We start from the raw sequence: 12,471 nt of genomic DNA on the forward strand, positions 1-12,471 counted from the left end.
TGGAAGCAGAGGCGGGCCCCGCGATCGGGGTCGGTGGAGTGGTAGCCCAAGGCCCCGGCCATCGACGCGCGCTTCCAGTTCAGGCGGTGCCGCAGCCAGGCGGGGGAAGTAGGCGGTCGTCGCGCCGGTCCGCTCGACTTCCCCGGGACCGCGAGCAGTCGCTGCCGGTTCACGGGCTCCTGACCACCGACGCGGGCGTCGCCGGCCCGGCCATGGTCCGGGAGCAGCCCGCCCCCGGGAGGCCGAGGCAGCTGACCGCTCGTGGTGTGGTGCGTGCCGGACCGGCCGAGGGGCCGACCATGCGCCCGGCCGGCTCCTACCCCTCCGCCTCGCGACGCGCCGCGTCGATGATCGTGTCGAGCAGGCCGGGGAAGGCCCGGTCCAGGTCGGCGCGGCGCAGGGTGTTCAGCTTCACGGTGCCCTCGTAGCGCTGCCGGATGATGCCTGCTCGCCGCAGCACCTTGAAGTGGTGCGTGCTGGTGGAGCGGGTGACGCTGATGTCGAAGGCGCCGCACGGGATACCCCGGTCGGAGTCGGCGAGTTGGCGGACGATGCTGCGTCGCACCGGGTCGACCAGCGCGTCCAGCACGTCCTGGAGCGCGATGTCCTCGGCGGCGACGTGATCGGTGATGCGTCCGGCCGTCTGTGCGGTCACGTGGGCCGACCTCCCTGCGTCTCGACTCCCTCCCATCGTACGACAGTCATCGAAGGTTGACGGTCATCGAAGGTTGACAGTTATCAAGTTTGACGGTCATCGTCATACCAGTCACCGGAGGAGGCCCGCCGGGCCGGACCGCGGTCCTTCGAGGGTCCCCGCCTCGCCGCGTTCCCGGAGGAGTGCCCGATGTCCGCCATCTCGTCCGCCACGATGTCGTCTCCCGTCCAGGGGCCGCCGAAGCGGCGGGAGGTGTTACCGCTGTGGCGGCTCACCGCCCTCGCCACCGGCTTCGTGATGGCCGCCCTCGACGTGACCGTCGTCAACGTGGCGGGTGCCGCCCTCCAGGAGCGTCTGCACGCCTCGTTGTCGGAGCTGACCTGGATCGTGGACGGTTACGTCCTGGTCTTCTGCTCTCTCCTGCTCCTGGGAGGAGGTCTGGCGAACCGGCTCGGCGCGAAGCGGGTCTACCTGTGGGGCATGGCCGTCTTCTTCCTGGCCTCGCTGGGCTGCGCACTCGCACCGGACGCCGCGGTGCTGGTCGCCGCTCGTCTCGCCCAGGGCGTCGGCGCGGCACTCTTCATGCCGAGTTCCCTCTCGCTGCTGGTGTTCTCGTTTCCCGAGAGGCGGCTGCGCACGCGGATGCTGGGCCTGTGGTCAGCGATCGTCGCCACCTCCGCCGGTCTGGGACCGACCGTCGGCGGCCTGCTGGTCAGCGCTTTCGGCTGGCAGAGCATCTTTCTGCTCAACCTGCCCGTCGGCATCGCCGGCATCCTGCTGGCCAGGCGTCACATCGCTGCGACCGAAGCGCGGACCGTCAGGCTGGCCGTGCCCGGGCACGCCCTGTGGATCGTGGCGCTCGCCGCACTCAGCTTCGCGCTCATCGAAGGACCTCGGCTGGGCTGGGGAGCCGGCGGGACACTGGCCTCCTACGCGGTACTCGCCCTCGCCGGAGGCGCGTTGGTGGTACGTGAACGACGGGCCGACAACCCGGTCATGCCCTGGGGCCTGTTCCGCCGCCCGGGTTTCGCCGGTGCGAATCTGGTGGGTTTCCTCTTCAACTTCGCGCTGTACGGGACCATGTTCATGCTCGCCCTGTACCTGCAGCAGTCCCGCGGGGCCGGAGCCTTCCGGGCCGGTCTCGAACTGCTGCCGATGACGGTCTGGTTCCCGCTGGCCAACCTCGTCTACTCGCGGATCTCTGCGCGCCTCTCCAACGGGACGCTGCTGACGATCTTCCTCCTGGTCGCCGGGGTCGCGTCCTTCTCGATGGTCACCGTGACCCCGTCCACGCCCTACTGGGTGCTGGCCGTGGCCGTCGGTCTCGCCAACATCGGTGCGGGCGTCATCTCCCCCGCGATGACTGCCGCCCTGGTGGATTCCGCAGGCCCCGAACACGCCAACGTGGCCGGCTCCGTACTCAACGCCAACCGGCAGATCGGCACGATGGTGGGCATCGCCGGAATGAGTGTGGTGCTCGGCACCGCCGCGGACCGGGACAGCGGGCCGGCCCTGTGCTTCCTGCTGGCCGGCACCGCCTACCTCGCCGGTGCGGCCGGCGCCGGGCTCCTGATCGTCCGGTCCGAACGCCTCGAAGCCGCCGCACCCGCCGGGGCCACCCGGTGACGCACCTACCGGAACTGCATCTGCCCGGCCCCGCCCCTCCAGGCGCACCGTCCGGAGGGGGCGGGTTCAGCGTCCCGGCTCGGCCGTCGAGCCGCGCACCACCAGCGAGGGCTGGAGCACCTCGGTGGTGCTCCGGCCGCCGCCGCCCCTCGCGACCCTGCCCAGCAGCAGTTCGGCGGCGCGGGCGCCCATGTCGAAGACCGGCTGGCGCACGGCCGTCAGGCCCGGCTCGACCATCCGCATCCAGGCGAGGTCGTCGAAGGAGACCACCGAGACCTCACCGGGCACCGCCTCGCCCCGGCGTTTGAGTTCCTGCCAGACCAGTTCGGCCACCACGTTGTTGGCGGCGAAGACCGCCGTGAGGGAGGGGCGGTCCGCCAGGAAGGCGGCCACCTCCTCCTGGGCGGGCCGCTCGGCGGTACCGAGGTCGAGCACGTGTCGCCGCGTCCGGGGCAGGCCGGCGGCCAGGAGTGCCGCCCGGTATCCCCGCAACCGGTGCCGGCCGGTGTCCCACCGCGTCTCGTCGATCACCACGGCGATCTGCTCGTGCCCCAGCTCGACCAGGTGTTCCACGGCTGCCCGGCTGCCGTGCTCGTTGTCGATCACCACGGCGTCGCAGCCGCGCACACCCGAACGGCGGTCGACCTCGGTGACCGGGGTGCCGTGCTCGACCAGCAGTTCCGTGGCGGTCCGCCCGCTCGGGGCCAGTAGCACGCCCTCGGCACGCATCGCCACGAAGGCACGCGCGCCGTCGGCCGCCCGCTCCGCATCCCCGTGGTCGTCCACCAGGACGACCTGGTACCCGGCGGACGACAGGGTGTGCTCCACTCCGGCGGCGAGCTCGGCGTAGAACTGGTTGCGCAGGTCGGACACCAGGAGGCCGACCACGCCGCTGGAACGTCCCTTGAGCGTGCGGGCGGAGACGTCCGGGACGTAGCCGAGTTCGGTGGCGGCGGCCCTGACCCGCTCGCGGATGTGCTCGGCGACGTAGCCGTGGCCGCCCAGCGCCCGCGAGGCGGTGGACCGGGAGATGCCGGCCCGTTCCGCCACGTCGCGCAGGGTGGCCCTGGGCCGCCGCCCGCGAGGCGTGCCGGTCCGCGCGGTCCCGTCGTTGCTCATCGAGATGCCCTACTCCCTCTCCCCGTCGCCGTGGGCCGTCCGCCATCGGCTCCACAGTGTCCGCAGCGCGGCGTAGTCCTCTTCCTCCAACGGCTCGCCGGTACGGTCGAGATGGGTCGTGACGTAGAGCGCGGGGACCCCCAGCTGCCCTTTGGCGGCAAGGTAGTCGCGCCACTGCTCGCGGTCGGGGGCGCACCAGTCGTCGGTGTCCACCAGGGTGCCGGGGCAGGACGCGGCGGTGACGGCGGCACGCAGCCGCATCTGGGGGACGACGGGGGCGTAGGGGTCGGGGTCGTCCAGCCGGAGCATGTCGTTCAGGCGGACCATGTCCGTCACGTCGGCGAAGGCCGGGTGCGGGGTGTGGGTGACGACCAGTGCGTCGGGGCGGGCGCTCTTGGCCGCGCGGTAGAGGACGTCCAGGTACTGGTGGAGCAGTGCGATCCCCCAGGCATCGCCGTGACCCCGCAGGCTCTCGCCGGTGGGCGTGTCGGCGGTGAAGTCCACCTTCAGGCCGTCCGCGGCCAGGCCGTGCGGGCCAAGCATCCGGGTCATGCAGTGGCCGAGCCAGGCGCGGGCCTCTGGGTGTGCGGGGTCGAGGGCCACGGGGTGGCCGTCGGCGGTGCGCACGCACCAGTGGTCGGGTACGCCCTCGGTCGACCACGCCTTCCACCACAGCAGGACGCGCTGGTTTTGGGAGTGCCGGTCGGCGATCCAGCCGCGCAGGTCCGGCCAGGCCGCCTCCTCGTCCGGTTCCCAGGAGCCGTACTGGCGCTGCCACTTGTCGTCGATGACGACGGTCCCGGGCACCAGCCCGTGACTGCGCAGGTGGCCGAGGTGGTCGTCGTACTCGGCCCGGGTGCTCAGCGACGGCGCGGGCCTGCCGGTGTCGCGGGCCCGCGCCGTCTGGGCGCCCCAGCCGCAGAACATCGGCTGCCGCCACCAGGCGGGGCGGTCGCCGGCCCGGTGCCGCGGCCGGGCGGCCCAGCCCCGCTGCGACAGCCAACGGCGGTGCGCGTGCAGACCTGCGTAGGGGTCGCGGTGTCCCGGGGAGAGCAGCACCGCGGGGGTGCGGTACTCCCCGCCCACCTCGGTGTGCCCCTCGTGGGCCAGACGCAGGTGGAAGCCGCCGTCACTGGGGACGTGGACCATCTCGGTGAAGGTCAGCCGCTCGACGGGGGCACCCAACGACAGTGTCCACCAGGGGTGTTCGCCGTGGGCGGCGCCCGGGTCGGTGTCCTCGGGGTGCTGGTCCTCGGTGAAGGCCAGGAAGAGCGGGGCGGGCGTGAAGAACCAGTGGCCGCGCCCCGGGCGGGCGTCACCGTAGGCGCCGATCGCCGCGCTCTCCCCGGCCCCGCGCAGCAGTCGGCGCGGCGGGCCGGGGTTGGGGGTGAACAGGGTCTGCCAGGCGTGACCGCTGGGGAGCAGGCCGCCGCCACGGCCCCCCAGCGCGGCCCGGGTGGCGAAGGGCAGGACGTCGCGCAGTCGTCCCTCCCCCCGGACCGACCACTGGAACTCCGGGCCCTCGGCGGTGCACCTGATCCGGGTGTCGGCTGACTGCCAGGCGGTGCTGCGGCGGATGACGGTGATCACGGGGAGACCCTGCTCGGGGTTCACCGTCCACTCGGGCCGGTGGACCCCGAGGGTCTCGTCGGTGCGGTCGGTGCGGTCCAGCACGCCGCACAGGGACAGGAGCACCGGGTGCCCGCCGGCGGTGGCATGCACCCGCGCGGTGAGTCCGTCGGGGCTGACCCTCATCGACCAGTCGGCGGCCTGCACCTCGACGGCGCCGTCCGCGCGGCGGGTCACCCGGGGCGCGGCCGGCACGGCACCGGCCGCTGTCCCGGGGGCTGCTTCCGCGCTCATCGGACGCTCACCAGGGCCTCGGCCTGCTGTCCCAGCCGGGCGCGGCCGACGGTCAGGTCCACGGCGAGCCGGACGCGCTCCTCGGGCCCGGCGTCCTCCGGCGGGCGCACCTCGAACTGCACCTCCCGTACCGCCCCGGGGGCGAACAGCTCCTCGCTGAAGGCGGGTTCGACCTTCCACCCGGGCGGCACGACGGGCTGGACGCGGGTGGTCTCGGGCCGGGGGAAGGGGTTGCGGGCCTCGACGGTGAGCCGCACGGCCTCCCCGGCCCGGACCTCGCTGCGGTAGGGCTGGACGCGGGCGGCGAACCCCTCCGCCTCCAGGTCCAGTCCGGCGGGCAGGATCTCGCGGTGGAGCGCGGCCAGGCGCCGGCCCTCGGTGTCGAGCATGTCGAGGTAGTCCTCGGTGACTTCGAAGGGCGGCCAGTGCCCGCTGATCATCAGCTGGGGTTCCAGCTGCCGGTAGAGCTCGGCGCTGCGGGCGAAGTCGTCGATGCGGAAGCGGTTGCGGTACTGGTAGTTGAGCAGTTCGGGTTCCCCCGTCGCGGGGTCCCAGGAGGTGTTCTGCTGGTCACCGGTGGCGAGCACCCGCCGGCCGTCGGCCTGGAAGGAGTAGGCGGCGGCGTAGAGGGTGTGGCCGGGAAGCGCGTGCACGCCGATCTCGTACTCCCGCCAGCGGAAGGGGCGTTCGCACTCCAGGACGCGGTCGACGGGTATCGGCTCGTACCACAGGCAGGGCAGGTCCCAGCGCGTCGGGGCGGCCAGCACGGGGGCGATGTGCGCCGGGGACCAGACCGCCGTCCCGTGGACCTCGCGCAGCAGGTTGAACCCGGCCACGTGGTCGTCGTGGTAGTGGGTGGGCAGGGCCACCTCGACCCGTTCGACGCCGTGGTCGCGGCGGAGCGCCTGGACGGAGGCGAGGAGCGGGCGCCGGGAGGAGCGGTCGTGGCCGCCGGGCAGGCCGGTCGTCAGGTCGTAGCCGAAGTCGAGGAGCAGCGCGGTGCCGCTCTCGGAGAGCAGCGCGTAGGAGTGGGCCATGCTCGTGGTGTTGCGCAGCAGATGGGGGGTGACCTCCTGCCAGGGCCGCTCCAGCATCGCGGCGGGGTCCCAGGGCGTGCGCCGGCGCATGTCCAGCAGCTCGCGCAGGCGTCCCTCCAGCCGGGCCACGGCACCCCGCGGCCGGGTCACCGGGTCGCCGTGGGAGGGCAGCAGCAGGTCCGGGTCCTCGCGCAGGAGCGTGCGGCAGGAGAGCACGGTCGCCGCGACGCCCTCCAGCCCGGCGTTGGCGTGGAAGCCGGTGTAGGCCCACTGCGTGGCGGCCAGCGACCACAGCCGCCCCTCACCGTGGACCAGGTCACCGGTGAAGGCCAGCCGGCGCCCCGCGTGTTCCACCAGGTACCCGACCGAGCCCACGGTGTGGCCGGGCAGCGGAAGGGTGTGGACGTCGAAGCCGCCGTAGCGGCGGGTGCGGTACTCGGCCACCGACCCGGTGACGGGCACCTGGCGCAACAGGGAGAACCGGTCCTGGCGGACGTCGTAGTCGTTGTCCAGGGGCCGGGTGCGCCAGTGCTCGTCCACCTGGTCGATGAGATGGCGCTCCACGGGCGGGACCCAGATCCTGGCACCGTGCTCCACCGCCCGGGCCAGCCCCTGCACCTGGTCGCGGTGGTGGTGGGTGACCAGCACGTCGGTCACCCGCTCCACGCCGATCTCGTGGAGGTGGTCCAGGACGTCACCGGACCCGAAGTCGACGAGGACGGCCTCCCGGCCACCGCTTCCGTCCCGGCTGTCGCGGAGCACGTACACGTGGCAGGTGTCCTGGAAGCGGTAGACGTCCTCGGTCATCAACTCGCAGCGCATTCCCGCCCCTTACCGCCCGCCGTGGGCCCGACCTTCGCTGTGGCGGTACCGGTGCGCTGTGGCATCGATCCCACATGGGAACGATGCCACTCGCCTCACGCCACGTCAACGCATGCGCCGGCCGCGGAAAGGCAGGTATCGGACGGGGCCGCGGAGGCTCTGGACACGCCCACGGACCACGGCCGTCGGCAGTTCTCCCCGCTGTGCGACCCGGCGGCCCTCAGGGACTGCGACCGGGCCACGGGCCTGCGCCACGGCCGCGGACGCTTGAACTGCGCACCGGTGACATGGATATTTGCGGACGACGGCCGGTCGGGCAGAGCCCATCCGGCACCGACGGATGCCACCGCGTCGTCCGCACAGCGAGAGAGGCGTTCATGGAGTACGTGAAACTGGGAAACACCGGCCTGGAGGTGTCCCGCGTGTGTCTGGGATGCATGAGCTTCGGCTCCCCGGACCGCGGCAACCACAGCTGGACCCTCGACGAGGAGCGGTCCCGTCCGCTGATCCGCCGCGCACTGGAGGGCGGCGTCACCTTCCTCGACACCGCCAACGTCTACTCCGACGGCACCAGTGAGGAGATCGTCGGCCGTGCGCTGGCCGACTTCGCCCGCCGCGAGGAGGTCGTGCTCGCCACGAAGGTCCACGGCCGGATGCACCCGGGGCCGGGCGGAGCAGGCCTGTCCCGCAAAGCCGTCATGGCCCAGATCGACGCCAGTCTCCGCCGCCTGGGCACCGACTACGTCGATCTCTACCAGATCCACCGCTGGGACCCGGCGACCCCAGTGGAGGAGACCATGGAGGCCCTCCACGACGTGGTCAAGGCGGGCAAGGCCCGTTACATCGGGGCGAGTTCCATGTACGCCTGGCAGTTCTCCAAGGCCCAGTACACGGCCGAGCTGCACGGCTGGACCCGCTTCGTGTCCATGCAGAACCACTACAACCTCCTCTACCGCGAGGAGGAGCGGGAGATGCTGCCGCTCTGCGCCGACCAGGGCGTGGGCGTGCTGCCGTGGAGTCCGCTGGCGCGGGGGCGTCTGACCCGCGACTGGGGGACGGACACCGAGCGCAGCCGCACCGACACCTTCGGCGGCACCCTCTACCAGGAGGGCGACCGCGCGACCGTCGACGCGGTGGCCCGCGTGGCCGAGGAACGGGGGATCACCCGTGCCCAGGTGGCTCTGGCATGGCTGCTGCACCAGCCCACGGTGACCTCCCCCATCGTCGGCGCCACCCGTGAACAGCACCTCGAGGACGCCCTCGCCGCAGTCGAGGTGCAGCTCAGCGAGAAGGAGCGCGAACTGCTCGGCGAGAACTACCGGACGAGGCCGATCAGCGGCCACTGACCGAGCCCGCACCCCGTCGGCGTGACCACGCCCGCACCCGCTCCCCCACCCGGCAGCTCCCTGCCGCCGGACCCGCCCGAGGGGGCCGTGCGTCCCTGGACCGACTCCGCCGGTTTCCGCGCAGGCGTGCACCCGGAAGCGGGCCGGCCCCCGGCGGTGCGGTGCGCAGGGGCCGCCCACCGGGGGCGGGGCGCCCGGCGGCGTAGCCGCCTTTGACCCGGCCACCGTCACGGGGACGCCGTCGACCGCGCGGCGAGGGCCTCAGCCCTGTTCTGCCGTGCCGGTGCGGAGAGCGGGTGCGCTGGGGGCGGAGGCCTTCCGGCCGGGCGTCGGCAGCATGCCTTCGCCGAGCAGCAGGGCGAGCGCCGCGAGGGTCAGCAGGCCGCCGACGAGGAAGGTGCCGCGCAGGTGCACCAGGGGCAGCACCAGGCCGCCCAGGAGTGCGCCCGCGGCCACACCGAGGTTGAAGGCGGCGGAGTTTCCCGCGAGCGCCATCTCCGTGCGTCCGGGAGCGACGCGGAGCACCCGGTTCTGCGTGGCCATGAACACCGGGCCGACGGCGGCGCCCAGCAAGGCCAGCATGGCGACGGCCACCGCCCGGTCCGTTCCGGCGCCGGACATCACCAGCAGCGCCACGCCCTGCGCGGCGACCGGCACGGTGAGGGTCCCCCGCGGGAACCGGTCCAGCAGCGGGCCGGTGACGCTCACCCCGACCACGCCTGCCACGCCGAAGACCGAGAGCAGTCCGCTGACCCAAGCGGCCGAGAAGCCCGCGACCTCGTGGAGGAACCCGACCACGTAGGTGAAGCCCGCGAAGGCTCCGGTGACCGACAACGCGGTGGTGGCCAGCACGATGCCGAAGCTCCGGGTGTCGGGGGCCACCCCGTACGCGGCGTGGCCCTCCTCCGGCCGGGAGGTGGGCAGGAGGCCGGCGACCGGTACCAGCGCGACCAGGCCGAGTGCGCTCAGCACCCAGAAGGGCGCCTGCCAGTCCGCGTGCTGCCCCAGCCAGGTGCCGGCCGGCACCCCGGCGACCGTCGCCAGCGAGCCGCCGAACGACAGCATCCCGATCACCCGGCCGCGCCGCTCGGGTGCGAAGAGCCCCACGGCGACCGGCCCCATGACCGCCCAGAACAGAGCCTGGGCGACAGCCGTCACCACCCGGGCGGCCAGCAGGAGCGGGTAGGAGGACACCAGCGCGGAACCCCAACTCGCCAGCACCAGGGCGGCGAGCAGCCCGGCGAGCAGGTGCCGGCGGGGCAACGAGCGCGTCACGTGCGCCAGCGGCAGCGACACCACCGCGACCGTGAGGCCGTATCCGGTGACGAGGTAGCCCACCGAGGGCACCGAGACGTGGAGGTCGGTCGCGATGAGCTCAAGGAGACCGATCGGCAGGTTCTCGGTGGTGTTGAAGCTGAACGCCGCCACCATGAGCGCCGCGACCACCGTCACCCTGCGCCAGACCGCCTCAGGTGCCTTCGTCATCCCGTCCTCTTCCTCCGCCGGCCGGACAGGCGACCTTTGGCAGCCGGCGGCTCACGCGGCCGGTCCGGCCTGTCCACCGACCGGCTCACCCGGTGGCGGGGACAGCCGGAGCATCCCGTGCCGACGGAGGAGGACGACTTCTTCCCCCCTCGGACGCGCTGCCTCGCCACCGCCGCGACGCCCCTCCGGTCGACCCGGCCGGCACCCCGTACGTCACCTCAACGTACACACTCTCCCGCGGCCTCGGCCCGGCCCTCGGACAACTGCCCCCGCCGGACGGCCGACAGCTCCGTCCGACGCCCTGCCACACGCCGTCGGTGCCCGCGGACCGCCTCCTCGGCGTTGGGACGGCTGCGCTCCGGCCGCAAGCCCCGCGTTGGCGTGGGGCGCCGCTGCCACGGCTCCGGGAGGGCACCGGTTTCCGTGGCGGCCGACGCGCACCTCGCCGGTGACCCGGTGACGCGCCATGGAAACGGCTGCGCACTGCCGCGCCGGGCCGCCGTACCGGTCCGGTGTGGCGCTCCGTGGAGCGCCCACGGTCTTGACGCGCCGACGGCGGTCGTCGAAGCTGTGTCGCGCACCGCAGACAACGTTGTCAGATTCCCAAGTGACGGACCTGCGACCGGGTTGGGCCCCACCCGGTCCGAGGACCGTTGTGCCCGGGGAAAGGTAGCCATGCACAGACTCCGCAGGTTCGCCCTCGCACTGACAGCCGTCCTCCTGCTCGGCTTCTCGCCCCCGGCCCAGGCGGCCGGCCCGGCCTCCGCCCCACCGGCCGGTCCGCCGCTGGACTACGGCACGGCGGAGGCAGGCAACCCGATCGTCGACGGCTGGTACGCCGATCCCGACATCGCGCGCTACGGCGACCAGTACTGGCTCTACCCCACCACCTCGCAGGAGTACGACGCCCAGACCTACCTGGACGCCTTCTCCTCCACCGACCTGGTGCACTGGACGAAGCACCCCAGGGTCCTCGACGTCGCGAACGTCTCCTGGGCCGAGCGCGCACTGTGGGCCCCGGCGCCCGTCGCCCGCAACGGCAAGTACTACCTCTACTTCGCCGCCAACGACATCCAGAACGACCAGCAGCTCGGCGGTATCGGCGTGGCCGTGGCCGACAAGCCGGGCGGGCCCTACGTCGACGCCATCGGCCATCCGCTGATCGGTGCCTTCCACAACGGAGCCCAACCGATCGACCAGGACGTCTTCGTCGACGACGACGGCCAGGCGTACATGTACTACGGCGGCTGGGGCCATGCCAACGTCGTCAAGCTGAACCCCGACATGACCAGCCTCGGGACGTTCGAGGACGGCACGACGTTCCGGGAGATCACGCCGGAGAACTACGTCGAGGGTTCGCAGATGTTCAAGCGGGACGGCAGGTACTACCTGATGTGGTCCGAGGGCGGCTGGACCGGACCCGACTACTCCGTCTCCTACGCCATGTCCGACTCGCCGACCGGACCGTTCCACCGGGCGGCCAAGGTACTGCAACAGGACCCGGAGGTGGCGCGGGGCTCCGGTCACAACGCGGTCGTCAACATCCCCGGCACGGACGTCTGGTACATCTTCTACCACCGCCGCCCGCTGAGCGAGACCGACGGCAACCACCGGGCGCTGGCCTACGACCGGATGTACTTCGGCCCCGACGGGACGATCCTGCCGGTCACCATGAAGGTCCACGACGACTTCGACGACGGCAACGCGGTGGGCTGGCACACCTACGGTGACGCGGACTGGACCGCGAAGGGCGGTGCCTACTCCGGCGCTTCGGCCACCAGCGGCCTCGCCCTCCAGGACACCGACTTCTCCGACCTCTCCTACCGGGGCGAGGTGACGTTGACGCGCGGCCGGAGCGAGGCGGGCCTCGCCTTCCGCGTCACGCAGCCGGGAACCGGAAGCGACGGCTTCGACGGCTACTACGCCGACCTCACCCGGGACGGTGTGGTACTCGGCCGGGCGGGGGACGCCCCGAAGCTGCTGGCCACGGCACGCATGCGGGTGGCGGCCGGCCGGGCGCACCAGGTGAAGGTCGAGGCCGTGGGCTCCTGTCTCCGGGTGTACGTCGACGACATGACCACACCGAGGATCAGCGTCACGGACACCACCTACACCTCCGGCGCGAACGGCGTCCGGGTCAGCCGTCCGGCGGCTCCCGCCCGGCAGGGCGCCGGCCACCCCCGCTCCCCCGCGCCTCTCGCCCGTTTCGACGACCTCGCGATCCACTCCGCCACCACGCAGACCACGGCCGCGACCCCGTCCCGGCACTGAAGACCACGCCGGGCCGCCCCGAGGCCCTGCCGCACCGGCGGCGGCCCGGGGCGGGCCGGCGCAGGCGTTGCCGTCCGGTGACGTGCCTCAAGGGCCCCCTCACGGCGCTCACTTGGCGCACACGGGCGGACGTGCCGGGCCTGGCCTGCCGCGACGGAGCCGGGGAGGTGGCGAGAACGCGGGGAAGGCCACCCGACCTGGCCGGCCTGAGCACCGGGCCCTTGGCGGGGTCCGGAACGAGGCCGGA

General features: G+C 72.9%; 8 protein-coding genes. 3 read left to right on the plus strand and 5 right to left on the minus strand.

Going from position 1 to position 12,471, the window contains the following annotated elements; genetic code table 11:
* Positions 1-316: 316 nt before the first annotated feature.
* Complete coding sequence (locus ACFV3R_RS23670; RefSeq protein ID WP_385586521.1) at positions 317-655, minus strand: ArsR/SmtB family transcription factor; 339 nt, start codon at positions 653-655, stop codon at positions 317-319.
* Positions 656-844: 189 nt separating this feature from the next.
* Here ACFV3R_RS23670 and ACFV3R_RS23675 point away from each other — a divergent pair, with 189 nt between their 5' ends.
* Entirely contained in the window at positions 845-2,281 is a 1,437-nt protein-coding gene (locus ACFV3R_RS23675) for an MFS transporter (RefSeq protein ID WP_385586524.1), read from the plus strand.
* A gap of 66 nt (positions 2,282-2,347) precedes the next feature.
* Here ACFV3R_RS23675 and ACFV3R_RS23680 read toward each other — a convergent pair whose 3' ends face one another.
* The 3 genes from ACFV3R_RS23680 to ACFV3R_RS23690 are packed head-to-tail and all read right to left on the minus strand — an operon-like array spanning position 2,348 to position 7,122.
* Positions 2,348-3,400, minus strand: coding sequence for a LacI family DNA-binding transcriptional regulator (locus ACFV3R_RS23680; RefSeq protein ID WP_385586527.1), 1,053 nt, complete (start codon positions 3,398-3,400; stop codon positions 2,348-2,350).
* Between the two features lie 9 nt (positions 3,401-3,409).
* Positions 3,410-5,263 (minus strand): hypothetical protein, encoded by a 1,854-nt coding sequence (locus ACFV3R_RS23685; RefSeq protein WP_385586530.1) that lies wholly within the window; start codon positions 5,261-5,263, stop codon positions 3,410-3,412.
* A complete protein-coding gene (locus tag ACFV3R_RS23690) occupies positions 5,260-7,122 on the minus strand; it encodes an MBL fold metallo-hydrolase (protein ID WP_385586533.1) in 1,863 nt (620 codons plus the stop codon). The genes ACFV3R_RS23685 and ACFV3R_RS23690 overlap by 4 nt, the downstream gene beginning before the upstream one ends.
* Before the next feature lie 377 nt (positions 7,123-7,499).
* Here ACFV3R_RS23690 and ACFV3R_RS23695 point away from each other — a divergent pair, with 377 nt between their 5' ends.
* Positions 7,500-8,468: an aldo/keto reductase gene (locus tag ACFV3R_RS23695; protein WP_385586536.1), complete on the plus strand. Its 969-nt coding sequence runs from the start codon at positions 7,500-7,502 to the stop codon at positions 8,466-8,468.
* A gap of 261 nt (positions 8,469-8,729) precedes the next feature.
* Here ACFV3R_RS23695 and ACFV3R_RS23700 read toward each other — a convergent pair whose 3' ends face one another.
* Positions 8,730-9,953, minus strand: coding sequence for an MFS transporter (locus ACFV3R_RS23700; RefSeq protein WP_385586539.1), 1,224 nt, complete (start codon positions 9,951-9,953; stop codon positions 8,730-8,732).
* A 675-nt stretch (positions 9,954-10,628) separates the two neighbouring features.
* On the opposite strand from ACFV3R_RS23700, the gene ACFV3R_RS23705 reads away from it, so the two are divergent.
* The gene (locus tag ACFV3R_RS23705; RefSeq protein WP_385586542.1) at positions 10,629-12,224 is read left to right on the plus strand and encodes a glycoside hydrolase family 43 protein; all 1,596 of its coding nucleotides are present in this window, start codon (positions 10,629-10,631) and stop codon (positions 12,222-12,224) included.
* The last annotated feature ends 247 nt before the right edge of the window (positions 12,225-12,471 follow it).

Origin of the sequence: Streptomyces sp. NPDC059740 (genome assembly GCF_042733155.1) — a bacterium.
In the GTDB taxonomy this organism is placed as follows: Bacteria; Actinomycetota; Actinomycetes; order Streptomycetales; family Streptomycetaceae; genus Streptomyces.

Coding starts and splice junctions, on each gene's coding strand:
- ACFV3R_RS23675 (WP_385586524.1), top strand. CDS start 845: ATGTCCGCCATCTCGTCCGCCACGATGTCGTCTCCCGTCCAGGGGCCG.
- ACFV3R_RS23680 (WP_385586527.1), bottom strand. CDS start 3,400: ATGAGCAACGACGGGACCGCGCGGACCGGCACGCCTCGCGGGCGGCGG.
- ACFV3R_RS23685 (WP_385586530.1), bottom strand. CDS start 5,263: ATGAGCGCGGAAGCAGCCCCCGGGACAGCGGCCGGTGCCGTGCCGGCC.
- ACFV3R_RS23690 (WP_385586533.1), bottom strand. CDS start 7,122: ATGCGCTGCGAGTTGATGACCGAGGACGTCTACCGCTTCCAGGACACC.
- ACFV3R_RS23695 (WP_385586536.1), top strand. CDS start 7,500: ATGGAGTACGTGAAACTGGGAAACACCGGCCTGGAGGTGTCCCGCGTG.
- ACFV3R_RS23700 (WP_385586539.1), bottom strand. CDS start 9,953: ATGACGAAGGCACCTGAGGCGGTCTGGCGCAGGGTGACGGTGGTCGCG.
- ACFV3R_RS23705 (WP_385586542.1), top strand. CDS start 10,629: ATGCACAGACTCCGCAGGTTCGCCCTCGCACTGACAGCCGTCCTCCTG.